The sequence below is a fragment of the Streptomyces sp. NPDC014864 genome (assembly GCF_043081525.1).
Classification (GTDB): domain Bacteria; phylum Actinomycetota; class Actinomycetes; order Streptomycetales; family Streptomycetaceae; genus Streptomyces.
The window spans coordinates 203094-230084 of sequence record NZ_JBIBWT010000011.1 but is presented as its reverse complement, the minus strand read 5'-3'; the positions used below and the strand labels follow the sequence as shown (position 1 = coordinate 230084).

Annotated in this window: 25 protein-coding genes and 1 riboswitch; of the genes, 20 read left to right on the top strand and 5 right to left on the bottom strand. The window is 71.6% G+C overall.

Annotated features, from left to right (window positions below; all coding sequences use genetic code 11):
* The first annotated feature begins 61 nt into the window (after positions 1 to 61).
* The 9 genes from ACF1A5_RS21655 to ACF1A5_RS21615 all read left to right on the top strand — a co-directional run bounded on the left by ACF1A5_RS21655 (position 62) and on the right by ACF1A5_RS21615 (position 10962).
* On the top strand, positions 62 to 865 hold the full coding sequence (locus tag ACF1A5_RS21655) for an enhanced serine sensitivity protein SseB (RefSeq protein ID WP_392194469.1): 804 nt from the start codon (positions 62 to 64) through the stop codon (positions 863 to 865).
* A 235-nt stretch (positions 866 to 1100) separates the two neighbouring features.
* Positions 1101 to 1898, top strand: a complete 798-nt coding sequence (locus ACF1A5_RS21650) for an enhanced serine sensitivity protein SseB C-terminal domain-containing protein (protein ID WP_392194468.1) — start codon at positions 1101 to 1103, stop codon at positions 1896 to 1898.
* A gap of 397 nt (positions 1899 to 2295) precedes the next feature.
* Complete coding sequence (locus ACF1A5_RS21645) at positions 2296 to 3294, top strand: ABC transporter permease (RefSeq protein WP_392194467.1); 999 nt, start codon at positions 2296 to 2298, stop codon at positions 3292 to 3294.
* Positions 3295 to 3360: 66 nt separating this feature from the next.
* Positions 3361 to 5073, top strand: coding sequence for an ABC transporter substrate-binding protein (locus ACF1A5_RS21640; RefSeq protein ID WP_392194506.1), 1713 nt, complete (start codon positions 3361 to 3363; stop codon positions 5071 to 5073).
* A gap of 89 nt (positions 5074 to 5162) precedes the next feature.
* Positions 5163 to 6173 carry an ABC transporter permease gene (locus ACF1A5_RS21635; RefSeq protein WP_356187829.1) on the top strand — a complete coding sequence of 337 codons (1011 nt, stop codon included), beginning with the start codon at positions 5163 to 5165 and terminating at the stop codon, positions 6171 to 6173.
* The gene (locus tag ACF1A5_RS21630) at positions 6170 to 7252 is read left to right on the top strand and encodes an ABC transporter ATP-binding protein (protein ID WP_392194466.1); all 1083 of its coding nucleotides are present in this window, start codon (positions 6170 to 6172) and stop codon (positions 7250 to 7252) included. Before ACF1A5_RS21635 ends, ACF1A5_RS21630 begins: the two co-directional genes overlap by 4 nt.
* A gap of 14 nt (positions 7253 to 7266) precedes the next feature.
* Positions 7267 to 8772 carry an ABC transporter ATP-binding protein gene (locus tag ACF1A5_RS21625; protein ID WP_392194465.1) on the top strand — a complete coding sequence of 502 codons (1506 nt, stop codon included), beginning with the start codon at positions 7267 to 7269 and terminating at the stop codon, positions 8770 to 8772.
* Between the two features lie 94 nt (positions 8773 to 8866).
* Positions 8867 to 10258 carry a M1 family metallopeptidase gene (locus tag ACF1A5_RS21620; RefSeq protein ID WP_392194464.1) on the top strand — a complete coding sequence of 464 codons (1392 nt, stop codon included), beginning with the start codon at positions 8867 to 8869 and terminating at the stop codon, positions 10256 to 10258.
* Between the two features lie 47 nt (positions 10259 to 10305).
* Entirely contained in the window at positions 10306 to 10962 is a 657-nt protein-coding gene (locus tag ACF1A5_RS21615) for a trimeric intracellular cation channel family protein (protein ID WP_356187837.1), read from the top strand.
* On the opposite strand, the gene ACF1A5_RS21610 is transcribed toward ACF1A5_RS21615, so the two are convergent.
* Positions 10871 to 12121 (bottom strand): alpha/beta hydrolase, encoded by a 1251-nt coding sequence (locus ACF1A5_RS21610; protein ID WP_392194463.1) that lies wholly within the window; start codon positions 12119 to 12121, stop codon positions 10871 to 10873. The two genes, ACF1A5_RS21615 and ACF1A5_RS21610, sit on opposite strands and share 92 nt — an antisense overlap.
* Positions 12122 to 12274: 153 nt before the next feature.
* Between ACF1A5_RS21610 and ACF1A5_RS21605 the strand changes: the two genes are divergently transcribed.
* Positions 12275 to 13135 carry a thioesterase family protein gene (locus tag ACF1A5_RS21605; RefSeq protein ID WP_392194462.1) on the top strand — a complete coding sequence of 287 codons (861 nt, stop codon included), beginning with the start codon at positions 12275 to 12277 and terminating at the stop codon, positions 13133 to 13135.
* A 39-nt stretch (positions 13136 to 13174) separates the two neighbouring features.
* Here ACF1A5_RS21605 and ACF1A5_RS21600 read toward each other — a convergent pair whose 3' ends face one another.
* Positions 13175 to 13807, bottom strand: coding sequence for a TetR family transcriptional regulator (locus ACF1A5_RS21600; RefSeq protein ID WP_392194461.1), 633 nt, complete (start codon positions 13805 to 13807; stop codon positions 13175 to 13177).
* Between the two features lie 154 nt (positions 13808 to 13961).
* Between ACF1A5_RS21600 and ACF1A5_RS21595 the strand changes: the two genes are divergently transcribed.
* From ACF1A5_RS21595 to ACF1A5_RS21585, 3 genes are all read left to right on the top strand, one after another.
* On the top strand, positions 13962 to 14126 hold the full coding sequence (locus ACF1A5_RS21595) for a hypothetical protein (RefSeq protein WP_392194460.1): 165 nt from the start codon (positions 13962 to 13964) through the stop codon (positions 14124 to 14126).
* A gap of 85 nt (positions 14127 to 14211) precedes the next feature.
* Positions 14212 to 14478, top strand: coding sequence for a DUF4190 domain-containing protein (locus ACF1A5_RS21590; RefSeq protein WP_392194459.1), 267 nt, complete (start codon positions 14212 to 14214; stop codon positions 14476 to 14478).
* A gap of 126 nt (positions 14479 to 14604) precedes the next feature.
* Positions 14605 to 15768, top strand: coding sequence for a cysteine desulfurase family protein (locus ACF1A5_RS21585; protein ID WP_392194458.1), 1164 nt, complete (start codon positions 14605 to 14607; stop codon positions 15766 to 15768).
* Positions 15769 to 15841: 73 nt separating this feature from the next.
* A riboswitch (TPP riboswitch) is annotated at positions 15842 to 16014 on the bottom strand.
* Between the two features lie 59 nt (positions 16015 to 16073).
* Here the strand turns inward: ACF1A5_RS21585 and ACF1A5_RS21580 are convergent.
* Entirely contained in the window at positions 16074 to 16742 is a 669-nt protein-coding gene (locus tag ACF1A5_RS21580; protein ID WP_392194457.1) for an N-acetylmuramoyl-L-alanine amidase, read from the bottom strand.
* Between the two features lie 60 nt (positions 16743 to 16802).
* Here ACF1A5_RS21580 and mnmA point away from each other — a divergent pair, with 60 nt between their 5' ends.
* Complete coding sequence (gene mnmA, locus ACF1A5_RS21575; RefSeq protein ID WP_392194456.1) at positions 16803 to 17945, top strand: tRNA 2-thiouridine(34) synthase MnmA; 1143 nt, start codon at positions 16803 to 16805, stop codon at positions 17943 to 17945.
* Between the two features lie 101 nt (positions 17946 to 18046).
* Positions 18047 to 18403 carry a hypothetical protein gene (locus ACF1A5_RS21570; protein WP_392194455.1) on the top strand — a complete coding sequence of 119 codons (357 nt, stop codon included), beginning with the start codon at positions 18047 to 18049 and terminating at the stop codon, positions 18401 to 18403.
* Between the two features lie 187 nt (positions 18404 to 18590).
* Here ACF1A5_RS21570 and ACF1A5_RS21565 read toward each other — a convergent pair whose 3' ends face one another.
* Together ACF1A5_RS21565 and ACF1A5_RS21560 are read right to left on the bottom strand one after the other, a co-directional pair.
* Entirely contained in the window at positions 18591 to 19382 is a 792-nt protein-coding gene (locus tag ACF1A5_RS21565; RefSeq protein WP_392194505.1) for an alpha/beta fold hydrolase, read from the bottom strand.
* A 94-nt stretch (positions 19383 to 19476) separates the two neighbouring features.
* Positions 19477 to 19800 carry a DUF427 domain-containing protein gene (locus ACF1A5_RS21560; protein WP_392194454.1) on the bottom strand — a complete coding sequence of 108 codons (324 nt, stop codon included), beginning with the start codon at positions 19798 to 19800 and terminating at the stop codon, positions 19477 to 19479.
* A gap of 73 nt (positions 19801 to 19873) precedes the next feature.
* Between ACF1A5_RS21560 and ACF1A5_RS21555 the strand changes: the two genes are divergently transcribed.
* The 5 genes from ACF1A5_RS21555 to ACF1A5_RS21535 all read left to right on the top strand — a co-directional run bounded on the left by ACF1A5_RS21555 (position 19874) and on the right by ACF1A5_RS21535 (position 26909).
* Positions 19874 to 20431 carry a TIGR00730 family Rossman fold protein gene (locus ACF1A5_RS21555; RefSeq protein WP_392194453.1) on the top strand — a complete coding sequence of 186 codons (558 nt, stop codon included), beginning with the start codon at positions 19874 to 19876 and terminating at the stop codon, positions 20429 to 20431.
* A 15-nt stretch (positions 20432 to 20446) separates the two neighbouring features.
* The gene (locus tag ACF1A5_RS21550) at positions 20447 to 21145 is read left to right on the top strand and encodes an SDR family oxidoreductase (RefSeq protein ID WP_392194452.1); all 699 of its coding nucleotides are present in this window, start codon (positions 20447 to 20449) and stop codon (positions 21143 to 21145) included.
* 49 nt (positions 21146 to 21194) lie between these two features.
* Complete coding sequence (locus tag ACF1A5_RS21545; RefSeq protein WP_392194451.1) at positions 21195 to 22202, top strand: methionine synthase; 1008 nt, start codon at positions 21195 to 21197, stop codon at positions 22200 to 22202.
* A gap of 15 nt (positions 22203 to 22217) precedes the next feature.
* The gene (gene ligA, locus ACF1A5_RS21540) at positions 22218 to 24410 is read left to right on the top strand and encodes an NAD-dependent DNA ligase LigA (RefSeq protein ID WP_392194450.1); all 2193 of its coding nucleotides are present in this window, start codon (positions 22218 to 22220) and stop codon (positions 24408 to 24410) included.
* A 261-nt stretch (positions 24411 to 24671) separates the two neighbouring features.
* The gene (locus tag ACF1A5_RS21535; RefSeq protein WP_392194449.1) at positions 24672 to 26909 is read left to right on the top strand and encodes a putative bifunctional diguanylate cyclase/phosphodiesterase; all 2238 of its coding nucleotides are present in this window, start codon (positions 24672 to 24674) and stop codon (positions 26907 to 26909) included.
* Positions 26910 to 26991: the final 82 nt, after the last annotated feature.

The following is a 26991-nucleotide window of genomic DNA, read 5'->3' as shown; positions in this document are numbered from 1 at the left end:
GGGCCCCCGTACCCGCTAGCCTTGCCGGTCAGAGCAGTGGTTCCCAGCAGGCGGTAGGCAGATGGACTTCCCGGCGGACTTCCCCGCGGATCTTCCCGCGGACTATCCGGCACAGGCGCACCCCCACCCGCACGGCGGATGGCCCGGCAACGAGCTGGAGGAGGTGCTGTCGGCCGCCCTCGGCGTCCCTTCGGCCGGCGCCCGGATCGTCGAGGTCCTCGGGCGCAGCTTCGTGTGGGTCCCGCTGCCCAACGGCGGGGGACCGAACAGCGGCCCGCTCGACCTGCCCACGCTGGAGGTCGAGGGCCAGGCGTATGTGCCGGTGTTCAGCTCCGAGGAGCAGCTCCGCCAGGTCGCCGGCGCCCAGATGCCCTACACCGTCGCGCCCGCCGTGGAGTTCGCGCGCGGCCTGCCCCCGCAGGTCGGGCTGGCCCTCAACCCGGACGGCGTGGTCGGCATCCCGCTGCCCCCGCCGGTCGTTGCCGAACTGTGCCGGACGGGACTGACCCCGCTCGACGGCCCCGCGAGCGGCGGCCGGGTCCGCCTCTACGAACCCGACTGGCAGGACGACCCGGTGGACTTCCTCGCCGCCGCCTCCGCCGAGTTCGCCGAGACCGGCGTGGTGCTCACCGCCCGCCGCTGCCTCGCCGTCATCGAGACCGCCGACCCGGTCCTGTTCGTCGGCGTCGAGCTCTCCCAGTGGGAGGGCGACCTGCGCATCCGCCCCATGGACGCCCTCGGCCGCGCGCTCGGCCGGGCCCCCGCCCCGTGGCCGGTCAACCTGATCCTCCTGGACGCGGCCCAGGACCCGGTGGGCGAGTGGATGCGCGAGAAGGTGCGGCCGTTCTACCAGCACGGCAACTGAGGGCCTCCCGGACGGGCGTGGGGGATCGCGCGGTGGCCCGCGGACGGGCCCGCGGCCGCGCGAGGACGGCAGGCGTCCAGGGCCCCCGGGCGGGCTTAAGCTAGGCCCTGTCGTCAAACTCCCGTCTGCCGTGCGACGCCAGGACCTGGGGCCCCGTCGCGAGGCAGGCGGGACTTTCACCACAGGCCCGAGGGGCACGGCCGGGTCGAGGGGTTGCACAGAGGGGCGGTTCAAGGTGAGCGCAAGCGGCACGGCCGCGGCCGGGCAGGTCGAGCAGATGCTGCGCCAGGTCACGCCCGGGCGTTACGACGCCTACGAGGCACTCCTGCGTGCCCTCGCCACCCCCTCCTCCGGCCAGGTCTGGATGCTGCTCTGGCACGGTCAGGCCGGCTCGCCCGACGCCCAGTACGGCCACATGGAGGCCGACGGCCACGGCTACGCCCCCTGCGTGACCTCCGCCCAGGAGCTCTCGGCCAGCGGCTGGAACCGGTCGTACGAGGTGGTGGACGGCCTGGACGTCGCCCGCACCCTCTACCCCGACCACTACGGCCTCTGGCTCAATCCGCACGCGCCCGGCGGCGGCGTCGGCATCCCCTGGCTCGACCTGCGGCGCATCGCCGCCGGTCTGGACCGCCAGCCGGCCGGCCCGCTGCGGCTGGCGGAACCGGCCATCGACATCCCGCAGTTCTACGCCCTGCTCACGCAGAACGCGCACCGCACGCCCGCGGTCCGCTCGCTGCGCCGCGCCTGGGTGCAGCCGGCGCTCGGCGCCCCCTACCTCGCCATCGGCCTGGACGTGTACGACACCTCGCCGCAGGCCGTGGACTCGGTGCGCGCGATGATGCAGCAGTCCATCGGCGCGGTCCCCGACGGCCTGCCGGTGTCGACCGTCGCGATGTCCGACGAGTACGACCCGGTCGCGATGTGGCTGCGCGCCCAGGCCCGCCCGTTCTACGACCGTGAGGCCCACGCGGCCCCCGCCCAGGCCCCGGCCGCCGGGTACGGCTATCCGCCGGTTCACGGCGGCTACTGACCGGCCGCGCACACTCCCGCCGCATCCTCCTCACCGTCCGCGCACATCTCCCCGCGTAGACCGCGGACGAATAACGCCAAAAAGTGCGGTTTTTCCGTTCCGTCCCAACTGTCCCGCGTCCGAGGGGCGTTCTTCGCCGTTCGGATAACGGAATCCCCAGGACAGCATCACGGTTGCGCATACATTCCCGGTCAGCTCTGGCGAGTGATCGTGAGCCCGTTGAAGACTCGCCTCTCAGACGCGAGGCCATCGATCCTGTGATCGAACCAATCCACAGATCCGCTGGACAGTTGGGCCGCAACCATCGGCGGCCGCCGCGCAGCAGGTAAGCGAACCAAGCCGTCCACAGCGGCGGGCAAAGGCCGGTCACCACCGGCGCGAGAGGGGTCAGGTCACTGTGACCGCACCGATCGAGACCACGGGGGCGGAGGCCGAAGCGCAGCCTGAGGCCGTGCTCGCCGGGGCCAAGAAGAGCCAGATCGAAGGGCGTTCACTCACGCAGATCGCCTGGACCCGGTTCAAGCGGGACAAGGTGGCCGTGGCGGGTGGCGTCGTGGTCATCCTGCTCGTCCTCATGGCCGTCCTCGCCAAGCCGATCGAGTGGATCTTCGGGCTCGACCCCGACAAGTTCAACCAGGACCTCATCGACCCCGCCCTGCTGGCCCCCAAGGGTGCCTGGGGCGGCATGAGCATGGCCCACCCGCTGGGCATCGAGCCCCAGTACGGCCGTGACATGCTCGCCCGCATCATCGACGGCTCCTGGGTCTCCCTCCTGGTCGCCGGCGGCGCCACCCTCCTCTCCGTGATGATCGGTGTGGTGCTCGGCGTCGTCGCCGGGTACTACGGCGGCTGGGTGGACAGCCTCATCAGCAAGCTGATGGACACCTTCCTGGCCTTCCCGCTGCTGCTGTTCGCCATCGCCATCTCGGCTTCCGTGCAGGACGGCTTCTTCGGGCTCGACGGACTCTCGCTGCGCATCTGCGTGCTGATCTTCGTGATCGGCTTCTTCAGCTGGCCCTACATCGGCCGCATCGTGCGCGCCCAGACGATGAGCCTGCGCAAGCGGGAGTTCGTCGAGGCCGCGCAGAGCCTCGGGGCCCGAGGCCCGTACATCCTGTTCCGGGAACTCCTCCCCAACCTCGTCGCGCCGATCCTCGTCTACTCGACGCTGATCATCCCGACGAACATTCTCTTCGAGGCCGCGCTGAGCTTCCTCGGAGTGGGTATCGCTCCGCCCCAGGCCTCCTGGGGCGGAATGCTCAGCAACGCCGTGGATCTCTACACAGCTGATCCGCAGTTCATGTTCGTGCCCGGTCTGGCGATCTTCATCACCGTCCTGGCATTCAACCTGCTGGGTGACGGGCTGCGTGACGCCCTCGACCCTCGCAGCAAGTGATCCATCGATAGAGGGGGTCTTCCTCACGTGAAGACGAGAAGGGTAACCGCGGCCGTGGCGTCCGTCATGGTGCTCTCGCTGGGTGCCGCCGCGTGCGGCGGCGGGGGCGGCAGCGACAAGGGCTCCGGTGGCAGCGGGAAGAAGGATGCGGCGCTGGACTCCATCGTCAACGCGTCGAGCAAGAAGGGAGGGACGGTCAACCTCGAGGACTCGGACGTGCCGGACTCCCTGGACCCGGGCAACACGTACTACGGCTTCGTGCAGAACTTCTCGCGTCTGTACGCCCGTACGCTCGTCACGTTCAAGCCGGCCGCGGGCAAGGACGGCCTCACGGTCGTCCCGGACCTCGCGACCTCCCTCGGCAAGGCGAGTGCCGACGCGAAGACCTGGACCTACCACCTGCGTTCGGGCCTGAAGTTCGAGGACGGGACCCCGATCACGTCCAAGGACGTCAAGTACGCGATCGAGCGCTCCAACTTCGCGCCCGAGGCCCTGTCCAATGGCCCGACGTACTTCAAGGCGTACCTCGAGGGCGGCGACAAGTACAAGGGCCCCTACAAGGACAAGTCGCCCGAGGGCCTGAAGTCCATCGAGACGCCCGACGACACCACGATCGTCTTCCACCTGGCGAAGCCCTTCGCGGACTTCGACTACCTGGCGACCTTCTCCCAGACGGCCCCCGTGCCGCAGGCGAAGGACGACGGTGCGAAGTACGTCCAGCACATGGTCTCCTCCGGCCCCTACAAGTTCGCCTCGTACGAGGAGGGCGCCAGCGCCAGCCTCGTCCGCAACCCGAACTGGGACCCGAAGTCGGACCCGATCCGCAAGGCTCTGCCGGACAAGATCAACGTCAAGTTCAAGGTCAACCCGGTCTCGATCGACAACAACCTGCTTGCCGACAAGATCACGGCCGACATCACCGGTGCCGGTGTCCAGGCGCAGACCCAGCCGCGCATCCTGAGCGGCAAGTACGCCAAGCAGACGGACAACTCGTACGCGGGTGCCACCGGCTACATGGCGCTGAACCTGCACGTGAAGCCGTTCGACAACGTCCACTGCCGCAAGGCCGTCCAGTGGGCCGTCGACAAGCAGTCGGTCATCGACGCCGCGGGCGGCACGCCCAAGGGCGACGTGGCCACCACGCTGCTGCCGCCGTCGGTCAACGGCTACACCAAGTTCGACAGCTACGCGACCCAGGGCAGCAAGGGCGACGTGGCCAAGGCCAAGGACGAGCTGAAGCAGTGCGGTAAGCCCAACGGCTTCGCCACCACGCTGACGGCCCGCTCCGACCGCCCCGTCGAGGTGGCGATGGCCACGGCCATCCAGAACTCGCTGAAGGCCGCCGGCATCAAGGTCGACATCAAGCAGTTCCCCTCCGGCAAGTACTTCGCCAACTTCGCCGGTGTCCCGAGCTACGTCCACCAGCACAAGCTCGGCATGATGATGATGGCGTGGGGCGCCGACTGGCCGACCGGCTACGGCTTCCTGGACCAGATCATCGACGGTTCGGCCATCAAGCCCTCGGGCGGCAACAACCTGATGGAGCTGAACGACCCGAAGATCAACAAGGCGCTGTCCGACGCCATCGCCAACACCGACTCCGCGGCCCGCACCAAGGCCTGGGGCGAGATCGACAAGATGGTCATGGACAACGGCTCGGTCGTCCCGCTGATCTACCGCAAGAACCTGCTGATCAGGCCTACGTCCGCGACCAACGTCACGGTCACGCAGGCGTACCTCGGCATGTACGACTACACGCTGCTGGGCTCCTCGAAGTAACCAGCAGGCCGGATACCTGAAAGGCAGGTGAAGGCACCGGGCGGCCGGGACGGACACACTCCGTCCCGGCCACCCGGAGCCGCACAGCTGTGGCTGCGTACATCATCCGACGCGTCTTCGGCGCCGTGGTACTGCTGCTGGTGGTCAGCGCAGTCACCTTCGCAATCTTCTTCCTGGTCCCCCGCCTGGGCGGCCAGACAGCCACTCAGCTGGCCACCCAGTACGTCGGCAAGGACGCCAACCCCGAGTCCATCGCCGCGATCAAGAAGAACCTGGGTTTCGACCAGCCCATCTACATCCAGTACTGGGACTACATCAAGGGCCTGTTCGTCGGCGCCGACTTCAAGTTCGGCCCTGATGCCTCCCACTGCGACGCTCCGTGCTTCGGCTACTCCTTCAAGAGTCACGTCGAGGTGTGGCCGCAGCTCCTCAAGCGCATTCCGGTCTCCTTCTCGCTGGCCGTCGGCGCGGCGGTGATCTGGCTGATCTTCGGTGTGACCACCGGTGTCGTCTCGGCGCTGCGCAAGGGCAAGCCCGTCGACCGCATCTCGATGTTCATCGCGCTCGCCGGCGTCTCCCTCCCGATCTTCTTCACCGGTCAGGTCATCAACGCGCTGTTCGTCTACCAGTGGCCCATCTGGGACAGCACGGACTACGTGCCGTTCACCGAGAACCCGGCCGACTGGGCCTGGCACATGCTGCTGCCCTGGATCAGCCTCGCCTTCCTCTTCTCCGCCACGTACGCCCGGCTCACCCGCGCGGGCATGCTGGAGACGATGAGCGAGGACTACATCAGGACCGCCAGGGCCAAGGGCCTGCGGGAGAGCACCGTCGTGACCAAGCACGGTCTGCGGTCCACGCTGACCCCGATCGTCACCATCTTCGGCATGGACTTCGGCACCCTCGTCGGCACCGCGGTGCTGACCGAGACGGTCTTCTCCCTGCAGGGCATCGGTGCGTACTCGATCCAGGCCATCAAGGACAACGACCTGCCCATCGTGATGGCCGTGACCCTGGTCGCCGCGTTCTTCATCGTCTTCTGCAATCTCCTCGTCGACCTGGTGTACGCAGCCATCGACCCCCGCGTGAGGTACTCGTGAGCAAGCTCGACAAGGCGGCGCTGGGCGAACCGGCCCCCGTCGCCCCCTCCGATGCCGACGACGCGTTCCTCTCCGTTCGCGATCTGCGCATCCACTTCGACACCGACGACGGTCTGGTCAAGTCCGTGGACGGCGTCAGCTTCGACGTGCGCCGGGGCAGGACCCTGGGCATCGTGGGCGAGTCCGGTTCGGGCAAGTCCGTCACCTCGCTGGGCCTGATGGGCCTGCACCGCTCGGCCAACGCCAAGGTCTCCGGCGAGGTCTGGCTGGACGGGCAGGAGCTGATCGGCGCCGACCCCGACGCGGTGCGCCGGCTGCGCGGCCGGAAGATGGCGATGATCTTCCAGGACCCGCTGTCCGCGATGCACCCGTACTACACCGTCGGCGCGCAGATCGTGGAGGCCTACCGGGTCCACCACAAGGTCACCAAGAAGGTCGCCCGGCAGCGCGCGATCGAGATGCTGGACCGGGTGGGCATCCCGGAGCCGGGCAAGCGGGTGGACAGCTACCCGCACGAGTTCTCCGGCGGTATGCGCCAGCGCGCGATGATCGCGATGGCGCTGGTGAACAACCCCGAACTGCTGATCGCCGACGAGCCGACCACCGCCCTGGACGTCACCGTGCAGGCGCAGATCCTCGACCTGATCCGGGATCTGCAGAAGGAGTTCGGCTCCGCGGTCATCATGATCACGCACGACCTCGGTGTGGTCGCGGAGATCGCCGACGACCTGCTGGTCATGTACGGCGGCCGCTGCGTGGAGCGCGGATCGGCCGACGAGGTGTTCTCCGCGCCGCGTCACCCCTACACCTGGGGCCTGCTGGGCTCGATGCCGCGGCTCGACCGTGATCAGACCGACCGGCTCATCCCGATCACGGGCTCCCCGCCCTCCCTGATCAACGTCCCGTCCGGCTGTGCCTTCAACCCGCGCTGCCCGTACGCCGACGTCCCGAAGGACAACGTCACCCGCACGGTCCGCCCCGAGCTGACCGAGGTCGGCCGCGGGCACTGGGCGGCCTGCCACATGACGCAGGAGCAGCGGGAGCGTATCTGGACCGAAGAGATTGCGCCGAAGCTGTGAGCGAGGAAAAGGCAGTGAGCATCCCTGCGCAGAGTGACGGTGCCGCCCACGACGGCAAGGCCCCGTCGGGCGAGGCCCTGCTGAAGGTGGCCGGGCTGCAGAAGCACTTCCCCATCCGGAAGGGTCTGATGCAGCGCCAGGTCGGCGCGGTACGGGCCGTCGACGGCATCGACTTCGAGGTCCGCAAGGGCGAGACCCTGGGCGTCGTGGGCGAGTCGGGCTGCGGCAAGTCGACGATGGGCCGCCTGATCACCCGGCTGCTCGAACCGACGGCGGGCAAGGTCGAGTTCGAGGGCAAGGACATCACGCATCTCGGCGTCGGCGGACTGCGTCCGATGCGCCGCGACGTGCAGATGATCTTCCAGGATCCGTACTCGTCGCTGAACCCCCGCCACACCATCGGCACCATCGTCGGGGCCCCCTTCAAGCTCCAGGGCGTCCAGCCCGAGGGCGGCGTCAAGAAGGAGGTCCAGCGCCTGCTGTCGGTGGTCGGGCTCAACCCCGAGCACTACAACCGCTACCCGCACGAGTTCTCCGGCGGTCAGCGCCAGCGCATCGGCATCGCCCGCGCGCTCGCGCTCAACCCCAAGCTCGTCGTGGCCGACGAGCCGGTGTCCGCGCTGGACGTGTCGATCCAGGCGCAGGTGGTGAACCTCCTCGACGACCTCCAGGAGGAGCTCGGCCTGACGTACGTGATCATCGCGCACGACCTGTCGGTCGTCCGGCACGTCTCGGACCGGATCGCGGTGATGTACCTGGGCAAGATCGTCGAGCTGGCGGACCGCGACTCGCTGTACAAGGCGCCGATGCACCCGTACACCAAGGCGCTGATGTCGGCGGTGCCGATCCCGGACCCGAAGCGGAAGAACGCCAAGAGCGAGCGGATCCTGCTCAAGGGTGACGTCCCCTCGCCGATCGCGCCGCCGAGCGGCTGCCGCTTCCACACCCGGTGCTGGAAGGCCACGGAGATCTGCCGGACGACCGAGCCGCCGCTCAAGGAGCTGAAGCCCGGTCAGCAGGTGGCCTGCCACCACCCGGAGAACTTCGAGGACCAGGCCCCGCAGGAGACCGTGCTGCTGTCGGCCGCGAAGGAGGCGGCCGAGCTGGTCTCCGACGAGGTCCTGGCGGAGTCGGCCGCGACCTCGGCGGCGGTGGCCGCGGAGGTGGGCGCCCCCGGGCCGGAGCCGGCGGAGGCGGAGGCCACGGAAGGGGAGGCCACGGAAGGGGAGGCCGCGGAGGCGGAGTTTGCGGAGACCGGGTCCCCGGCTGCCGTGGAGCCCGCGACCGAGGCGGCCGGATCGGCCGGGGCTGCTGAGGCCACCGAGCCGGCCGAGGAGCCCGTCACCGAGTCCGGGTCCGAGCCTGCCGAGGAGCCTGCCGAGGCCGAGTCCGTCGAGGACGCTGCGGAGGCCCCCGCCCCGGGGACGTCCGGGGCGACCGGGACGCCGGAGACTCCGGAGACGCCGGGTGCTCCGGAAGCCCCGAAGAGCGCCGACCGTCAGGAGTCAACTGACAAGTAAGGCATGACGAGTTGGCAAAGTCATGCACATGACTGAACGGGAGAGCGCAGAGTCGAGCGTGTCCGTCTGATGGGCACATCCGAAGGGACGACTCATGGCACTCTCCCGTTCGGCACGCTTAACGGCTCTCGCCACCGCGGTGGCCTCCTCCTTCCTCGTCGCCGCCGCCAAGCCCCCCACCCCCGGCGCCGACGGCATCGGCGACTCCTACTTCCCGCGCCTGGGCAACGGCGGCTACGACGCCCGCCACTACGCCCTGGACCTCGCCTACGACCCGGCCACCGGCCGCCTCGACGGCCGTACGACGCTCACCGCCCGGGCCACCCAGAACCTGTCCTCCTTCGACCTGGACCTGCAGCGGCTGGAGGTCGCCCGGGTCGAGGTGAACGGCAGACGGGCCTCCTTCACCCGCGACGGCGACGAACTGCGCGTCACCCCGCGCGGCGCCCTGGCGACGAACCGGACCTTCACGGTCGCCGTCACCTACGGCGGCACACCCGAACCCCTGAGCGGCCCCATCGTCTTCGGCTCCGACTACGGCTGGATGAAGACCGACGACGGCGTCTTCGTCGCCTGCGAGCCCAACGCCGCCTCCACCTGGTTCCCCTCCAGCGACCACCCCGCCGACAAGGCCACCTACGACATCCGGATCAAGGCGCCCCGCGGCCTGACCGGCGTCTCCAACGGCCGGCTCGTCTCGACGTACGACAAGGGCGGCTCGACGTACACCCACTGGCGCGAGAGCAGGCCCATGGCGACCTATCTCGCCACCGCCACCATCGGGCGGTTCGACGTGCGGACCGGGAAGACCCCCTCGGGCATCCCGATCTACGTCGCCGTCGACCCGAAGCTGGAGAACGGCAGCGCCGTCGACGTGTACGCCGTCACCGCCGCCGCCACCGACTACTGGTCGCAGGTGTTCGGGCCGTACCCGTTCGAGGAGACCGGCGCGATCGTCGACGACATGCCGGAGGCCGGGTTCTCGCTGGAGGTGCAGAGCAAGCCCGCCTACTCGGCCGTGCGCAACGAGTCGACCATCGTGCACGAACTGGCCCACCAGTGGTTCGGCGACTCGGTGTCGGTGGAGCGCTGGAAGGACATCTGGCTCAACGAGGGCTTCGCCACCTACGCCCAGTGGCTGTGGGCCGAACACCAGGGCACCCGCTCGGCGCACGACTCCTTCCGCGCCGCCTACGACTCCCGCCCGGCCGACAGCCCCTTCTGGCAGATCGAGGTGGCCGACCCGCGGCGGGACACGATGTTCGCCTCGGCCGTCTACCAGCGCGGCGCGATGACCCTCCAGATGCTGCGCGAACGCATCGGCGACCCGGCCTTCTTCCGGCTGCTGCCCGCCTGGACGAGGCTGCACCGCTACGGCAGCGCGAACACGGCCGGCTTCATCCGGCTCGCCGAACGCGTCTCCGGACGGCAGTTGGACGATCTGTTCCAGAAGTGGCTCTTCACCACAGGGAAACCCGCCCTCTGAGCCTTGCATAGCAAGGTCCGCAGTTGATTCTGGGTAAGAATGTGGGGGTGCTACAGCAACTGTTCAGTCCCTCCGTCCAGCACACGCTCGACGTGATCGGCATCTTCGTGTTCGCCATCTCCGGCGCGCTGCTGGCCGTCCGCAAGAACTTCGACGTCTTCGGCATCGCCGTGCTCGCCGAGGTCACCGCGCTGGGCGGGGGGCTGTTCCGCGACCTGGTCATCGGCGCCGTGCCGCCGGCCGCCTTCACCGACCTCGGCTACTTCATCACTCCGCTGTTCGCCGCGCTGCTGGTGTTCTTCCTGCATCCGCACGTGGAGCGCATCCAGGTGGCGGTCAACGTCTTCGACGCGGCCGGCCTCGGCCTGTTCTGCGTCGCCGGCACCACCAAGGCGTACGCCTACGGCCTGAACCTCACCGCGTCGGCGACCCTGGGCCTGGCCACCGCGGTGGGCGGCGGTGTGCTGCGGGACGTGCTCGCCAACGAGGTCCCCTCGCTGCTGCGCTGGGACCGCGACCTGTACGCGGTCCCGGCGATCGTCGGCGCCACCATGGTGGTGCTCTGCATCCACTACGACACGCTGACCCCTTTCACCAGCGGGCTCGCGGTGGTCACCGCCTTCGTCCTGCGCCTGCTCGCGATGAAGTTCCACTGGCGAGCTCCGCGGGCGTGGAACCGCCGGTCGACGGTCCGGGAGGAGTGACGTTGCCGGGAGGGGCGCCGGGGTGCTGCCCGCCGGGCCGGGGAGCTAGCTCCCCGGTCAGCCACCGGAACACCGTCGGTATCTGTGGGCGCCACAGCGCCATGCTGTGACCGCCCGCGCTGCGCGGCAGGAACACCACGCGCACGGTCGTCGGCGGCTTCGCGATCTGCTCCAGGGCCACGCCCGCCTGGTACCCGTCGCCGGACTCGCCCGAGAGGTAGAGGGCGACGCGCGGCGGCCTGCGGTACCCGCGCAGCAGGAAGTACGGGTTGTTCGCCCGCCGCAGCTGCACGTTCTGAGCGGCCAGCGAGGCGCGCTCGCCGATCGGGTCGTTGTAGCCGGACAGGCTCACCGCGGCCCGGTAGCGGTCGGGGTGGGCGACGGCGAGCTTGACCGCGCAGTGCGCCCCGGCCGAATAGCCCGCGGTCGCCCAGCCGTTCGGCCCGGGCTCGGCACGGAAGTTGTCCGTGATCATCTTCGGTACGTCGATGCTCAGCCAGCTGTCCGCGTTCACGGTGCCCGGGATGTTGGCGCAGCCCGTGTCCACCTTGGCGATCAGGTTGGTGCGCGGCGCCACCAGGATGAACGGCGCGACCCGCCCGCTGCGCATCAGCGGGAGCAGTTGCTCGTGCACCTTCAGGGAGCCGAACCAGGCCTTCGCCGAGCCCGGGTAGCCGGACAGCAGCTCGACCACGGGGAACTTCCTGGTGCGGTACGCGGGGTCGTCGTACTGCGGCGGCAGCCAGACGTAGACCTCGGCGCCCACCCCGGAGACCCGGCCCTTGAGCTGGGTGACCCGGACCCCGCCGGCCGCGCGCATCCCCGGCCCCTCGGCCGGGCCGAACTCCTGGCGCACCTTCGGCAGCTTCCGGTAGGCGATGCCGCCCGTGCCGTCGGCGCCCAGGTCGGCGGCCTGCTGTACGTGGTTGCCCGTGCCGAGCAGGTCGGCCCAGTTGTCGTACAGGTTGTTGGCGTTGTTGACCAGGACGAAGACCAGGGTGACGGCCGTGGCCTGGGCGAACAGCAGCATCAGCAGCCGGGCGGCGGCGCGCAGCGCCCGCGGCCCGGGCAGCCGCGACCACAGGACGAGCGGCAGGGCGAGGGCGACGGCCGCGAGCAAGACGGTGGTGTACAGGAACGCGGTCCCGGTGAGGCTCATGTCCCCATAGAGGGATTGCGGGGGGCTCGGGTTACGGGCGTGTACGGACACTTACCGAGAAATTGCCGGACCCTCACCCGGGTGTCGGAGCCCTTCCGGTGAGCGAAAGAGAGAAAGCTACCGCTTAGTAGTTACCTGTTGTACGGTTCACGCATGCCAGAAGCAGCTTCCGCCCCGGCCGCGCGGGCCACGATCGGCGACAGTGAGTTCGACCGCGACACCGCGCTCGTCCGGCGCGCCCCCGGCGTCTACGACATCGACCTCTCCGCCGGCTGGACGATCATCAACGCCGTCAACGGCGGCTATCTGCTGGCCGTGCTCGGCCGTGCGCTCGCGGACGCCCTGCCGCACTCGGACCCGTTCACCGTCTCGGCGCACTACCTGACCGCGTCCCAGCCGGGCCCGGCCGTCGTCCGCACCGACCTCGTCCGCGCCGGCCGCACCCTCTCCACCGGTCAGGCCTCCCTCTTCCAGTACGACGAGGACGGCCGCGAGGTGGAGCGCATCCGTGTCCTGGCCTCCTACGGCGACCTGGACACGCTGCCCGAGGACGTCCGCACCACGGCGGCCCCGCCCACGATCCCGCCGATGGGGCAGTGCTTCGGGCCCGAGGACGGCCCCGCCCCGGTCTCCGGTAGCTCGGCCATCGCCGACCGCCTGATGCTCAAGCTGGACCCGGCCACCCTCGGCTGGGCGCTCGGTGCGCCCTCCGGCAAGGGCGAGATGCGGGCGTGGTTCGGGCTCGCCGACGGCCGGGACGCCGATCCGCTCTCCCTGCTGCTGGCGGTGGACGCACTGCCTCCGACCGCGTTCGAGATCGGCCTGACCGGCTGGGTCCCGACGGTCGAGCTGACCGTGCACGTCCGCAGCCGCCCGGCGCCGGGCCCCCTGCGCGTCTCCATCACCACCCGCAACCTCGCCGGCGGCTTCCTGGAGGAGGACGCCGAGGTCTGGGACAGCACCGACCGCCTGGTCGCCCAGTCCCGCCAGCTGGCCCGCGTGCGGCTGGGCTGAACGGTCCCGGGGGCCGAGGGCCTCGCCCCCCGGCGCGCCTCACTCTCGGTCGAGCCAGTGACGGCGCCCGACGCTGATCAGCCGCAACTGGCGGGTGGCGAGCCGGGTCACGTGCTCCCGCTCCTCCGCCGGGGAGTCCAGCGCCTCCAGGAAGAGCGAGGCGGTGATCAGCATCTGGTCCACGTACAGATGGGAGAGCATCAACAGGTCGTCGTCGCTCCACCCCTCCGACTGCGGGTCCTTGGCGAGTTCGGCCTTCACCTCCCTTGCGAACCGCAGCAGTTGCTCCCGGATGGCCTCCCGGACCGGCTGCACCCCGCCGTGCCGCTCGCGGGCGACGAACCGGACATGGGCGGGGAACGCGTCCACGTGACGGGCGATCAGCTCGACGGCACGTGTGATGCGTTCCTCGCTGTCGTCGGCCGTGGCCACCGTCGTCCGGATCATCGGGTGCAGGCTGCCCAGCGCCTCCTCGACCAGTGCCACGCCGAGGTCCGCCGTGGAGCGGAAGTGCCGGTAGAAGGCGGTCGGCGCGACACCGACGGCGCGCGTGACCTCGCGCAGGCCCAGGCTGCTCAGGCTCTGCTCCTCCAGCAGCCCCAACGCCGCGTTCAGGAGCGCCTGTCGGGTCTTCTGCTTCTGGGCCTGCCGGGCGCCGAGAGTGTGACTCATGCCATACAGTTAACAACTGTTCTCTGAAATTTCCAAGTCCCGGGCGCGCTAGACTCGAAAGTCAGTGAACAACTGTAACTGCATCCGTTCACCGAGACTTCGCGGGCGGCCGTCCGAAGGCCCCCCGAAGCACGTTGGAGGGGGATCCGATCCCATGCTGTTCCTCGTCGCCGCACTTCTGCTGTTCGGCGTCGTGCTGGGCACCGTCGCCCACGCGCCGCTCGACTTCACCGTCGTCGCCGCCGTCGTGATCGCCGTCTGGCTCGGCGTCTTCGCGGTACGTGAGCGCCTCCGCCGTCGCGGCACGGCGGCCCGCTGACCCGCGACCGGACACCGCCCCGTCCAAGGAGCGGTCCGGCCCGAGCGACCTCAACGTCCTCACGTCCACAGGGAGCTGACCCGTCATGCACCTCACCGCACCGGCCACCCGCCCGACCGGCAGGCGCGACGCCGACGGCATGGCCGTCGCGTCCTTCGTCCTCGGCCTGCTCGGCCTGCTCGTCCTCAACCTCTTCCTCGGCCCCATCGCCATCGCCCTGGCCGCCGTGGCCCTGTGGCGCGGCACGGCCCGCCGCGGCCGCGCCTGCCTCGGCCTCGGCCTGGGCGTCGCCGACCTCCTCGTGCTGCTCGCCTTCGTGCAGGCGGACAGCACCGTGTCGTGGAGCTTCTGAGCCGGCTCCCGCCGGCCACGGCGATCCGCGGTCCCGCCCCGAGGACGACGGGGACGGGTCCCACCGCGGCGTCGACGGGCCTTGAGCCGGGGCCGCCCGGGCGCGCCCCGTAGAATCGGCGTCACCATGGCATACCTCGACCACGCCGCGACCACCCCCATGCTCCCGGAGGCGGCAGAGGCACTGACCGCCGCGCTGGGCGTCACCGGCAACGCCTCCTCCCTCCACGCATCCGGCCGCAGGGCCCGCCGCACGGTCGAGGAGTCCCGCGAGGCACTCGCCGAGGCCCTCGGCGCCCGTCCCAGCGAGGTCGTCTTCACCTCCGGCGGCACCGAGGCAGACAACCTCGCCGTCAAGGGCCTGTACTGGTCCCGCCGTGCCGCCGACCCGCGCCGCACCCGCGTCCTGGCCAGCCCCGTCGAGCACCACGCGGTGCTCGACGCCGTGCACTGGCTCGGCGAGCACGAGGGCGCCACCGTCGAGTACCTCCCGGTCGACTCCTACGGCCGCGTCCACCCCGAAGCCCTGCGCGAGGCGATCGCGCGCGACCCCGGCGACGTCGCCCTCGCCACCGTCATGTGGGCGAACAACGAGATCGGCACCGTGCTGCCGATGCGGGAACTGGCCGATGTGGCAGGGGAGTTCAGCGTTCCCCTGCACTCCGACGCCGTCCAGGCCTTCGGTCAGGTGCCGGTCGGCTTCGGCGCCTCGGGCCTCGCCGCGATGACCGTCTCCGGCCACAAGGTCGGCGGTCCGTACGGCATCGGAGCCCTGCTCCTCGGCCGCGAGCACACCCCCGTACCCGTGCTGCACGGCGGCGGGCAGGAACGGCACGTCCGCTCCGGCACCCTCGACGTCCCCGCGATCGCCTCCTTCGCGGTGGCCGGCCGGCTCGCCGCGGAGCGGCGCGAGTGGTTCGCCCGGGAGATCGGCGCGCTGCGGGACGCCCTGATCACCGCGGTCCGCACGGCGGTGCCGGACGCGATCCTGGGCGGGGACCCGGTGGACCGCCTGCCGGCCAACGCCCACTTCACCTTTCCCGGCTGCGAGGGCGACTCCCTGCTGCTCCTGCTGGACGCCCAGGGCATCGAGTGCTCCACCGGTTCCGCCTGCACGGCGGGCGTCGCCCAGCCAAGTCACGTGCTGCTCGCCACCGGCACCGACCCGGACCTCGCCCGCGGCACCCTGCGCTTCTCGCTCGGCCACACCTCCACACAGGCGGACGTCGAAGCGGTCGCCAAGGCCATCGGCCCGGCGGTGGAACGGGCTCGCGCGGCGGGCCTGAGCTAGGCGGGGTCCGGAGTCACCTCCGTGAGGCGGAGGCCCCGGGCATGGAACAGCGGGAGCCCCGGGCACAGAGAAGCGACCTACGAGGCGGGTTCCCTTCGCCGGTATTGTCCGGATCAGGTAATGGGGGTCGCCTTCCGATCTCTCGATCTTCCGGCCTCTCAGCCCGACCGTCGACGTCGGCACCGGCGGAGACCGAAGCCTCACGCCGAAGTCGGCTACTCCGCTCGAACTCCCTCACTCGTCCCGTAGGTCTACGTTCAGGATATAACTCCAGGAACCGGGCGCAATCGGCGTAGGGAGAATATTCATGATTCTCTTCCCGCATCGCTCACCAGGCGCAGATACCGGCCCCAGTCCCAGTGCGGCCCCGGATCCGTGTGGTCGGTGCCCGGCACCTCCACGTGCCCGACGATGTGCTCCCGGTCGACGGGTATGGCGTACCGCGCGCAGACCCGGGCCGTCAGCCGCGCCGAGGCGGCGTACATCGCGTCCGTGAAGGACGCCGCGTCCTCGACGAAGCCCTCGTGCTCGATGCCCACGCTCCGCTCGTTGTACCCCCGGTTGCCCGCGTGGAAGGCCACGTCCAGCTCGCGGACCAGCTGTGTGACGCGCCCGTCCCGGCGGACGACGTAGTGGGCCGCGGCCGCGTGCTCCGGGTCCTGGAAGACCTTCACCGCGCTCGCGTAGTCGCCCTGGGTCACATGGACCACGATCCGGTCGACCGGGTAGTCCGCCGGGCGGTCGGCCCGCCGGTAGTTCGCCGGGGAGGCCGCCACCCACCGCGCGCCCCGGAAGTCGACCGCGCCCGCGACCCGCGGCTTCTCCACGCCCGGCAGCCGCCACCACAGCCGGGACAGCTCCGCGCGCCCCAGCGCGATCCCGCCCACGGCTGCCGCCGCGCCGCCGGCGAGCAGGGCCCGCCGCCCCAGCCGCCGCTCCGCGCCCTCGCCGCCCGCGTCCCTCGTCGCCCCCATGTGATCTTCAACGGACGTGCGGCGCCCCCGGTTCCCGTGGCCCCGTACCCTGGAAGGGTTATGACTGAGACCCCGCAGCGCCCCCTCCGCGTCCTCGCCGCCATGTCGGGCGGCGTCGACTCCGCCGTCGCCGCCGCGCGCGCCGCGGAAGCCGGCCACGACGTGACCGGCGTCCACCTCGCGCTCTCCGCGAACCCCCAGTCCTTCCGCACGGGCGCGCGGGGCTGCTGCACCATCGAGGACTCCCGCGACGCCCGCCGGGCCGCCGACGTCATCGGCATCCCGTTCTACGTCTGGGACCTCGCCGACCGCTTCCGCGAGGACGTCGTCGAGGACTTCGTCGCCGAGTACGAGGCCGGCCGCACCCCCAACCCGTGCCTGCGCTGCAACGAGAAGATCAAGTTCGCCGCGCTGCTGGACAAGGCGCTGGCCCTCGGCTTCGACGCGGTCTGCACCGGTCACTACGCGAAGGTGGTCCTCCACGAGGACGGCACCCGCGAGCTGCACCGCGCCTCCGACATGGCCAAGGACCAGTCCTACGTCCTCGGCGTGCTCGACGACCGGCAGCTCGCCCACGCGATGTTCCCGCTCGGCGACACCGTCACCACCAAGGACGAGATCCGCGCGGAGGCCGAGCGCCGCGGCCTCGCGGTGGCCAAGAAGCCCGACTCGCACGACATCTGCTTCATCGCCGACGGCGACACCCAGGGCTTCCTGGCCCAGCGGCTGGGCCGGAGCGAGGGCGACATCGTCGACGAGTCCGGCGCCAGGGTGGGCACCCACGAGGGCGCGTACGGCTTCACCATCGGCCAGCGCAAGGGCCTGCGGATCGGCACCCCGGCCCCCGACGGCAAGCCGCGCTACGTCCTGGACATCTCCCCGGTGACCAACACGGTCACGGTCGGCCCGGCCTCCGCCCTGGACGTCACCGGCCTCACCGCGATCCGGCCGCGCTGGTGCGGCGCCGCCCCTGCCGGGCCCGGCACCTACACCGCCCAGCTGCGCGCGCACGGCGGTGAGACCGAGGTCCGCGCCGAACTCGTCGACGGCGAGCTGCGGGTGGGCTTCACCGAGCCAGTGCGCGGCGTCGCCCCCGGGCAGGCGATCGTCCTCTACGACGGCACCCGTGTGGTCGGCTCGGCGACGATCGCCTCGACGGTCCGTGCGCAGGACTCGGCCGAGGACACGGCCACGGCGGTGTGACGCCCGGGCCGGGCGCCCTTCGCCTCACTCGCGGCTCGGCTCGCCCGTGCCGTCCTCGAAGCGGTACCACGTACGCCGCAAAGGCGCACGGCCGCGGCACGGTGTTCCGCGAACCGCAGATCAACGCCTGGTACCTGCTGCGCGGCGGGCGACTGCTGTCGCTCAACCCGGAGGCGCGGGCGGCGATCGGCGCCCACGGCACCACCCTGGCCGGTCACCGGCACCACATGCGCTCCGCGTACGGTTCCCGGCCCGCCGGATCGGCGTACGACCGCGAGGGCTACGCGGGAGGCTTCGGCCGGGAGGCCGCCCGCGCGGCCACCGCGGCCGCGGCGGCGGACCGGGAGGCCGGCCCGGACACCGGCACCCTGGCCGGCCTCGGCGCCGCCGGTGCCGCGCTCGCCCTGGGCGCCGCGCTCGCCGGGCGAAGGCCGCTGCGAGGTCCGGGAGCGCGGTGACCTGACCCACCGCGACCCGAGAGAGCGCGTACGACCACGGCCCCACACGCCGTCGGTGCGCACCGGGGGAGGGGGACCGGACCGGGCCCCACACCGGCCCGGTCCCTCCCCGAACCCCCGGGCCCTTCTCGGACGGGTACGGCGTGTGCGCGCCCGGGCCGAGCGGCGCGCGGGCATCGCCGTGCGCCTACGAAGCCGCCCCTGTCGCGAAGAACTCCGCCAGCACCGGCGCGAGCACCTCCGCCTCCACGGCGTGGCTCTGGCCCTCCAGCGTGCGGTACGTGCCCCGGGGCGCGAGCTGGGCGACCTGCTGGGCAGCCACGCGCATCCACCCGGGGCTCGCGCCGCCCGCGACGGCCAGCACCGGCACCCTGATCGACGCCAGCAGGTCCCGCGGCATCAGGCCGTCGCCCATGACCGCGTCGTCGTAGGCGAGGGTCGGCGCGATCGACTCCATGCCGGCCCACATGGGAGCCTGGCGGGCGTTGGCGATCACCTCCGGGGCCAGCCCGGTCAGCCGCAGGAACAGCTCCACCGCCTCCCCGCGCCGGCCCTCCGCCAGCGCACTGGTCAGGTCCCTGGTGTACGCCGCGCGCTCCTCCGCACCGCCCTCGTACACCGCGAACGGCGGTTCGTACACGGCCACCTGACGCACCGGCAGCCCGCTCGCCGCGGCGCGCAGGGCCAGCGCCCCGCCCGAGGAGATGCCGTACAGCGCCGCCTCGCCGCCCACCGCCTCGATCAGCGCCACGAGGTCCTCGACCTCGCGCTCCACCGCGTACGGTGCCGTGTCGCCGCTCCCGCCGCGCCCCCGGCGGTCGTAGACGACGGCGGCGAAGCGGCCGGAGAGGGCCGCCGCCAGCGGCGCCAGCGTGGCGCCCGTCGACATCGCGCCGCTGACGAGGACGACCACCGGGCCCTGGCCGGTGCGGTGGTGGGCGAGGGGGGTGCCGTCACGCGAGATGGTCTCGTTGTCCATGCCTGTGAAGACTGCCACGCTGCACCGGACTCATCGGGGAGGCGCCGGGCGCCGCTCGGTCACGGGCGCCGCCCGGCCCCGGGCCGCCCGCGGGTCACACCACCTCCACGTCGTAGAAGCACAGGTGGTCCTTGATCTCGGCGACGTCCGGCTTCGGGTCGGGGTACGCCCACACCAGGTCCGCGGCGTCCGGCAGCGACCAGTAGGACGCCGTGCCCTTGAAGGGGCAGTGGGTTTGCGAGTCGGACGGGGTCAGCAAGTCCAGGCGCACGTCCTGCGGCGGCAGGTAGTAGCGCGGGGGACAGCCGGTCTCGCGCAGCACCAGGGCCCGGTCGCTCTCCGCGAGAACCCGGCCGTCGTGCACCACGCGCACGCGCTCGCCGCTCGGCTCGATGGTGATCGTGTGTCCATGGGTCATACCGGGACAGCGTCGCCGGGGCCGGACTTCTTCCCGCGCGGGCACACCTCTCACGCCCGCGTACCGTGGGCCCATGAACATCTGCGTCTTCCTCTCCGCCGCCGACCTCGACGACCGCTACACGCGTCCCGCGCGGGACTTCGCCCGGCTGATCGGAAAGGCCGGCCACACCCTGGTCTGGGGCGGTTCCGACAGCGGCCTGATGAAGGTGGTCGCGGACGGCGTGCACGAGGCGGGCGGCCGGCTGGTCGGTGTCTCGGTCGACTTCCTGTCGGCCAAGGCCCGGCCCGGGGTGGACGACATGGTGATCGCGCGGGACCTCGCCGAGCGCAAGAAGCTGCTTCTGGCCAGGGCCGACGCTGTGGTGATCATGGTCGGCGGCACCGGCACCCTCGACGAGGCCACCGAGATCCTGGAACTGAAGAAGCACGGCCGGACCGAGAAGCCGGTGGTGCTGCTGAACACCGCCGGCTTCTACGACGGCCTCCAGGAGCAGTTCCGCCGCATGGAGGAGGAGGGGTTCCTGCCGCGGCCGCTCGCCGAGCTCGTGCACTTCGCGCAGGAGCCCGCGGGCGCGATGGCCTACCTGGAGGCGTCGGTGGTCGGCGCCCCGGGGCCGGACGGCCGCTGAGCCGGTGATGCGACCATGGCGGGCATGGCAACTCATGTGATCACCGGAGCCGGTTCCGGCATCGGCGCGGCCGTGGCCCGCCGCCTGCACGCGCGCGGGGACGAACTCGTGCTGCACGCGCGCGACGCGGGCCGGGCGAAGGAACTGGCGGCCGAGTTCCCCGGCGCCCGCACGCTGGTCGGCGACCTCGCGGACCCGGACCGGCTCAGCTGGGCCTTCTCCCACCAGAGCCTCCCGGACCGGGTGGACACCCTGCTGCACGTCGCGGGCGTCGTCGACCTCGGCCCGGTGGGCGAGCTGACCCCGAAGACCTGGCACCACCAACTCGACGTCAACCTCGTCGCCCCGGCGGAGCTTACCCGTCTCCTCCTGCCCCAGCTGCGCGCCTCCCGGGGCCACGTGGTGTTCGTCAACTCGGGCGCCGGCCTGAGCGCGCACGCGAACTGGGCCGCTTACGCCGCCTCCAAGCACGGCCTGAAGGCCCTGGCCGACTCCCTGCGCCAGGAGGAGCACGGCAACGGCCTCCGCGTCACCTCGGTCTACCCCGGCCGCACGGCGAGCCCCATGCAGGCGAAGGTCCACCAGCAGGAGGGCAAGGAGTACGACGCCGGGCAGTGGATCGACCCCGAGTCGGTCGCGACGACGATCCTTATGGCCGTGGACCTGCCGCGGGACGCCGAGGTGAACGACCTGTCGGTGCGGCCGGGCCGCTGACCGCCCCGGCCGGTGCCGCCGGCCGTGGCGGATTCCGTAGGCTTCCCGGGTGAGCGAAAACAGCCAGTTCAGGTTCGGTGGCGCCACCGGGGTGGGTTCCCTGCCCGGTGGGGACGCCCGGGAAGCCGCCAAGACAGTGACCGGGACCTTCGAGGACTTCCCGTTCCTTCCCGAGCTGCCCGGGCGCGGACCCGGCGCCGACATGGTCGGACGCACCGCGGGGATGCTCGTCGAGCTGTACGCGCGCGTGGAGCCCAGCGGCTGGCGGATCGGGGACCGGCCGGGCCGCGACACCCAGCGGGCCCGGTCCTGGCTGCGGGAGGACCTCGACGCGCTGGAGGAGTTCACCCAGGGCCACGAGGGACCGCTGAAGGTGCAGGCCGTCGGCCCCTGGACGCTGGCCGCCGCCCTCGAACTCAGGAACGGCGAGGCCGCGCTCTCCGACCCCGGCGCCTGCCGGGACCTCGCCGCCTCGCTCGCCGAGGGACTGCGCCTGCACCTCGCGGACGTCCGGCGGCGCGTGCCCGGCGCCGAGATCGTCCTCCAGCTCGACGAGCCCTCTCTCACCGCCGTCCTGCGCGGCCGGGTCAGGACCGCCAGCGGCTACCGCACCCACCGCGCCGTCGACCGGCAGGTCGTCGAGGCCACGCTCCGCGACGTCCTGGGGGTGCACACGCGGGGGCCCGTCGTGGTCCACTCGTGCGCACCGGACGTCCCGTTCGCCCTGCTGCGCCGGGCGGGCGCGGCGGGGATCTCCTTCGACTTCTCACTCCTCACCGAGCGTGACGACGAGGCGATCGGGGAGGCCGTGGAAGGGGGCACCCGGCTCCTCGCCGGTGTCGTCCCCGGCACGGACGGCCCGTTGTCAGACCCTGCCGGTAGCGTCATGGGTGTCAGGACGCTGTGGCGCAGGCTGGGGCTGCGGCCGGGGCTTCTCCCGGAGACGGTCACGGTCACCCCGGCGTGCGGCCTCGCGGGCGCTTCCCCCGCCTACGCGCGCCGGGCGCTCGCCCACTGCGTCCGGGCGGCGAGATCCCTCGCGGACAACCCAGAGTAACGGGAGGACCACACGGTGGCCGGCGACAAGCAAGCGGAGACGACGGTGCCCACGGAGGCACGGGAGAAGCACGCGCAGCTCGCGGAGCAGGTCGAGGAGCACCGCTTCCGGTACTACGTGAAGGACGCTCCCGTCATCAGCGATGCCGAGTTCGACCAGCTCCTGCGCTCCCTGGAAGCGCTGGAGGAGGAGTACCCGGAGCTGCGCACGCCCGACTCGCCCACCCAGAAGGTCGCGGTGGCGTACGAGACGGACCTCGCCGAGGTGGAGCACCGGCAGCGCATGCTCTCCCTGGACAACGTCTTCGACGACGCCGGGCTCGCCGCCTGGGCCGAGCGCGTCGCCAAGGACGTCGGCACCACGGACCACCACTTCCTGTGCGAGCTCAAGGTCGACGGCCTCGCGGTCAACCTGACCTACGAGGAGGGCCGGCTCACCCGCGCGGCCACCCGCGGCGACGGCCGCGTCGGCGAGGACATCACCCCCAACGTCCTGACGATCGCGGAGATCCCGCACCGGCTGGACGGCGACCGCGTCCCGTCCCTGGTCGAGATCCGCGGCGAGGTCTACTTCCCGATGGAGGCCTTCCAGGACCTCAACGCCCGCCGGGTCGCGGCGGGGGAGAAGCCGTACGCCAACCCCCGCAACTCGGCCTCGGGCTCGCTGCGCCAGAAGGACCCGAAGGTCACGGCGACGCTGCCGCTGCACATGGTCGTCCACGGCATCGGCGCCCTGGAGGGCTACGGGGGTCTCACCCGCCTCTCCGAGGCCTACGATCTGCTGAAGTCCTGGGGCCTGCCCACCTCCCGGCACAACAAGGTGGTCGACGGCCTCGACGGCGTCCGCGAGTTCATCGCGTACTACGGCGAGAACCGGCACTCGGTGGAGCACGAGATCGACGGCGTGGTCGTCAAGCTCGACGAGATCCCGCTCCAGGGCCGCCTCGGCTCCACCTCCCGCGCCCCGCGCTGGGCGATCGCGTACAAGTACGCGCCGGAGGAGGTCAACACCAAGCTCGTCAACATCCGGGTGGGCGTGGGCCGGACCGGCCGGGTCACGCCGTACGCCCAGGTGGAGCCGGTGACGGTGGCCGGCTCGGAGGTCGAGTTCGCCACCCTGCACAACCAGGACGTGGTCAAGGCCAAGGGTGTGCTCATCGGTGACACGGTCGTGCTGCGCAAGGCCGGTGACGTCATCCCGGAGATCCTCGGCCCGGTCGTGGACCTGCGCGACGGCACCGAGCGCGAGTTCGTGATGCCCTCCGAGTGCCCGGAGTGCGGCACCCCGCTGCGGCCGATGAAGGAGGGCGACGTAGACCTGCGCTGCCCGAACGCCCGTAGCTGCCCGGCCCAGTTGCGCGAGCGGCTGTTCTACCTCGCGGGCCGCAAGGCGCTGGACATCGAGCACTTCGGCTATGTGGCCGCGGCCGCGCTGACCAGGCCGCTGGAGCCCGAGCGGGCACCGCTGACGGACGAGGGCGACCTGTTCGACCTGACCGTCGAGCAGTTGCTGCCCATCAAGGCGTACGTCCTCGATCAGGACAGCGGTCTGCCCAAGCGCGACCCGAAGACCGGCGAGGAGAAGGTCGTCACGGTCTTCGCCAACCAGCAGGGTGAGCCGAAGAAGAACGCGCTTGCCATGCTGGAGAACATCGCGGCGGCCAAGCGGCGCCCGCTTGCCCGCATTCTCACCGGCCTGTCGATCCGTCATGTCGGGCCGGTCGCGGCCGAGGCGCTGGCCCGAGAGTTCCGGTCCATCGAGCGCATCGAACAGGCCACCGAGGAGGAGTTGGCGAACACCGAGGGCGTCGGCCCCATCATCGCCGCCTCGCTCAAGGAGTGGTTCGCCGAGGAGTGGCACCAGGAGATCCTGCGCAAGTGGCGGGACGCGGGCGTGCGCTGGGAGGAGGAGAGCACCGGCGAGGACGAGGGGCCGCGCCCGCTGGAGGGGCTGACCGTCGTGGTCACCGGCACGCTCGAACACTTCACGCGCGACGGCGCCAAGGAGGCGCTGCAGAGTCGGGGGGCGAAAGTGACCGGTTCGGTGTCGAAGAAGACCTCTTTCGTTGTGGTGGGTGACAACCCAGGGTCGAAGTACGACAAGGCGATGCAGCTGAAGGTGCCGGTTCTGAACGAGGACGGTTTCGGCGTCCTGCTGGAACAGGGGCCCGACGCGGCGGCCGAAGTCGCCCTCCCGACCGGCGAGTAGGGGTTGAAGGCCACCCGTTCTGCGCATATCAGATGCATACGGGTGGTCGGGGCGCATTCGGGCAACCGTCGACGACCGCTGCCCGTGGAAGCCTTCTGCGGCCTACTGTTGAGGGGTGCGCCTGCCGTGCCCAGTTGCGGTCAGGCCATCCCTGTGCTCGCGGGGGAGTTACGTGGAAGGGTTTTCCAGAGCGGTGCCGCTGAGGGTCGTCGGGCAGCGGGCCGCGTGGCGTGGGCACCGCCGGCTGTGAGAGGGACGGGAATGGAACCGACCGAGAGCGCCGCCCCGGACTCACGGCTGCGCCGGATCACCGGCGCATGGCGGGGGTGGACGGGGCGGTCGCCGGAGCGCGCGGGCGCGGAGGGGCGCGCCGCCGGTCCATGCGTCGTGACGGAGATCTGCCCCGTCGCGCAACCGGCCGCCGATCGCGCCTCCGTGCTCCCGGACGGCGACGCCGAACGGCACCCGTACCGACCCGCCCTGCCCGCCGCGGTCGTCACGGCGGCCGCCCTCGTGCTCGGCGCCGGTTTCTACCGGGCGTTCGCCGGCCACCACGCGCTCTTCCCGTCCGGCAGGGTCGGCTGGTCGCTGGCCGTCCTCACCGGCATCATCGTCGGCCACCTCGTGATGCTCGGCCGGGCCCGCTGGTGGGGCGGCACCGGCTCGGGTGCCGCCCTCACCCTCGCCGTCCTGCTGCTCTTCGGCTGGGTGTCCGCCGGCATGGTCAGCCTCACCGTCGTCGTCCTGGTCGGCATAGCCAGGCGCCACCGCTGGCGACAGGGCGTGCTGCACGGCGCGGTGGACATCCTCGGCATCGGCGCCGGCGCCCTGCTGCTGGGCGCCTTCGGCAGTGTGCCCACGGTGGAGCGGCCCTGGGACCCGGGCACCTGGACCGCGTACACCGCCCCCCAGGTGGTGCTGGCCGCCGTCGCCTATCTCGCGGTCTCCCGCATCCTGCTGTGGTACCTGCACGCCCCGCGGGTCGGCGGCCTGCCCACCGTCGCCCGCACCGCGCTGGTCCGGCACGGCCTGGTAGCCGTCGCGCTGCTCGGCATCGCCCCGCTGGTCTGCGTGGTCGCCGTCGCCAAGCCCGTACTGCTGCCGCTGTTCTCCATCCCGCTCATCGCCCTCGACTCCACGCTGTGGATCGCCCGCGCCCGCGCCGAGGAGCAGCTGCGCGACCCGCTGACCGGACTGCCCAACCGGCAGTGGCTGCTGGAGCGCACCTGGACCGCCCTCGACGACGCCGAACGCGTCGGCGCCCGGGCCGCCCTGATGCTGATCGACATGGACCGCTTCCGATCGGTCAACGACACGCTCGGCCATCTCGCCGGTGACCGGCTGCTGCTCCAGATCGCCGACCGGCTGCGGCTGGCGCTGCCGCGCGGGGCGGAGGCCGCGCGGCTCGGCGGCGACGAGTTCGCCGTCTTACTGCCCGTGGCCGACTCCACGACGTCCGCGACCCGGGTCGCCCGCGGCCTGGTCGGCGCCCTCGGCTCCCCGCTCGACCTCGACGGGCTCACCCTCGTCCTGGAGGCCAGCGCGGGGGTCGCCGTCTTCCCGGACCACGCCCTGGACGCCGAGGGCCTGCTGCGCCGTGCCGACGTGGCGATGTATCAGGCCAAGCGGGACCGCACGGGCGTGGAGGTGTACGAGTCCAAGCGGGACTCCAACACCCCGGACCGGCTCGGGCTGCTCGGCGACCTGCGTCGCGCCCTCGACGCCCACGAGGTCGAGCTGCACTACCAGCCCAAGGTCCGCTTCGACGGACAGGTCGCCGGGCTGGAGGCGCTGGTGCGCTGGGTCCACCCCGAGCGCGGCAAGGTGCCGCCTGACGAGTTCATAGCGATCGCCGAGTCCTCGGGGCTGATGCCCCATCTGACGGAGTACGTGCTGGAGACCGCCCTCGGGCAGGTCGCCGCGTGGCGCGCCCAGGGGCTGTTCACGCCGGTGGCGGTCAACGTCTCCCCGCGCGACGTGCACACCCCCGGCTTCGCGGGCTCGGTCGCGGCGCGGCTGGCCCGGCACGGCGTTCCGGCGGGAGCGCTCCAACTGGAGATCACCGAGCACGTGCTGCTGGAGGACCCGCAGCGCGCCGCGGACACGCTGGCCGGGCTGACCGGGCACGGTGTGAAGATGTCGCTGGACGACTTCGGCACCGGCTACTCCTCGCTGGTGCACCTGCGCCGGCTGCCGGTGAGCGAGCTGAAGATCGACCGTTCCTTCGTGGCCCGGCTGGCGGTGGACACGGAGGACGCCGAGATCGTGCGCTGCACCGTCGACCTCGCCCACTCCCTCGGCCTGCTGGTCGTCGCCGAGGGCGTCGAGGACGACGAGACCTGGGAGCGGCTGCGCGACCTCGGGTGCGACGCCGTGCAGGGGTGGCTGGTCGCGGCCGCGATGCCGCCCGAGGAGACCACCGCGTGGCTGCGGGCCCGGGGATCCCGGGGATGGCAGCGGCCCGCGGCGGCGCTGCCCGCTGCGGCGTCCGACGAGTGATGCGGCCACCCGCCCCCCGGTCCTGAGGGGGCCCGCTTCGACGGCCGGTGCCGCGGCCACCCGGCCGCCGGTTCCGGGGCCC

Bases quoted from the DNA above. Each gene is read 5' to 3' on its own strand.
- ACF1A5_RS21610 (WP_392194463.1), bottom strand. From the start codon at position 12,121: ATGAGCCTCACCGGGACCGCGTTCCTGTACACCACCGTCTTGCTCGCG.
- ACF1A5_RS21580 (WP_392194457.1), bottom strand. From the start codon at position 16,742: ATGGGGGCGACGAGGGACGCGGGCGGCGAGGGCGCGGAGCGGCGGCTG.
- ACF1A5_RS21640 (WP_392194506.1), top strand. From the start codon at position 3,361: ATGGTGCTCTCGCTGGGTGCCGCCGCGTGCGGCGGCGGGGGCGGCAGC.
- ACF1A5_RS21565 (WP_392194505.1), bottom strand. From the start codon at position 19,382: ATGGACAACGAGACCATCTCGCGTGACGGCACCCCCCTCGCCCACCAC.
- ACF1A5_RS21560 (WP_392194454.1), bottom strand. From the start codon at position 19,800: ATGACCCATGGACACACGATCACCATCGAGCCGAGCGGCGAGCGCGTG.
- ACF1A5_RS21590 (WP_392194459.1), top strand. From the start codon at position 14,212: ATGCACCTCACCGCACCGGCCACCCGCCCGACCGGCAGGCGCGACGCC.
- ACF1A5_RS21550 (WP_392194452.1), top strand. From the start codon at position 20,447: ATGGCGGGCATGGCAACTCATGTGATCACCGGAGCCGGTTCCGGCATC.
- ACF1A5_RS21595 (WP_392194460.1), top strand. From the start codon at position 13,962: ATGCTGTTCCTCGTCGCCGCACTTCTGCTGTTCGGCGTCGTGCTGGGC.
- ACF1A5_RS21600 (WP_392194461.1), bottom strand. From the start codon at position 13,807: ATGAGTCACACTCTCGGCGCCCGGCAGGCCCAGAAGCAGAAGACCCGA.
- ACF1A5_RS21585 (WP_392194458.1), top strand. From the start codon at position 14,605: ATGGCATACCTCGACCACGCCGCGACCACCCCCATGCTCCCGGAGGCG.
- ACF1A5_RS21655 (WP_392194469.1), top strand. From the start codon at position 62: ATGGACTTCCCGGCGGACTTCCCCGCGGATCTTCCCGCGGACTATCCG.
- mnmA (WP_392194456.1), top strand. From the start codon at position 16,803: ATGACTGAGACCCCGCAGCGCCCCCTCCGCGTCCTCGCCGCCATGTCG.
- ACF1A5_RS21555 (WP_392194453.1), top strand. From the start codon at position 19,874: ATGAACATCTGCGTCTTCCTCTCCGCCGCCGACCTCGACGACCGCTAC.
- ACF1A5_RS21620 (WP_392194464.1), top strand. From the start codon at position 8,867: ATGGCACTCTCCCGTTCGGCACGCTTAACGGCTCTCGCCACCGCGGTG.
- ACF1A5_RS21535 (WP_392194449.1), top strand. From the start codon at position 24,672: ATGGAACCGACCGAGAGCGCCGCCCCGGACTCACGGCTGCGCCGGATC.
- ACF1A5_RS21605 (WP_392194462.1), top strand. From the start codon at position 12,275: ATGCCAGAAGCAGCTTCCGCCCCGGCCGCGCGGGCCACGATCGGCGAC.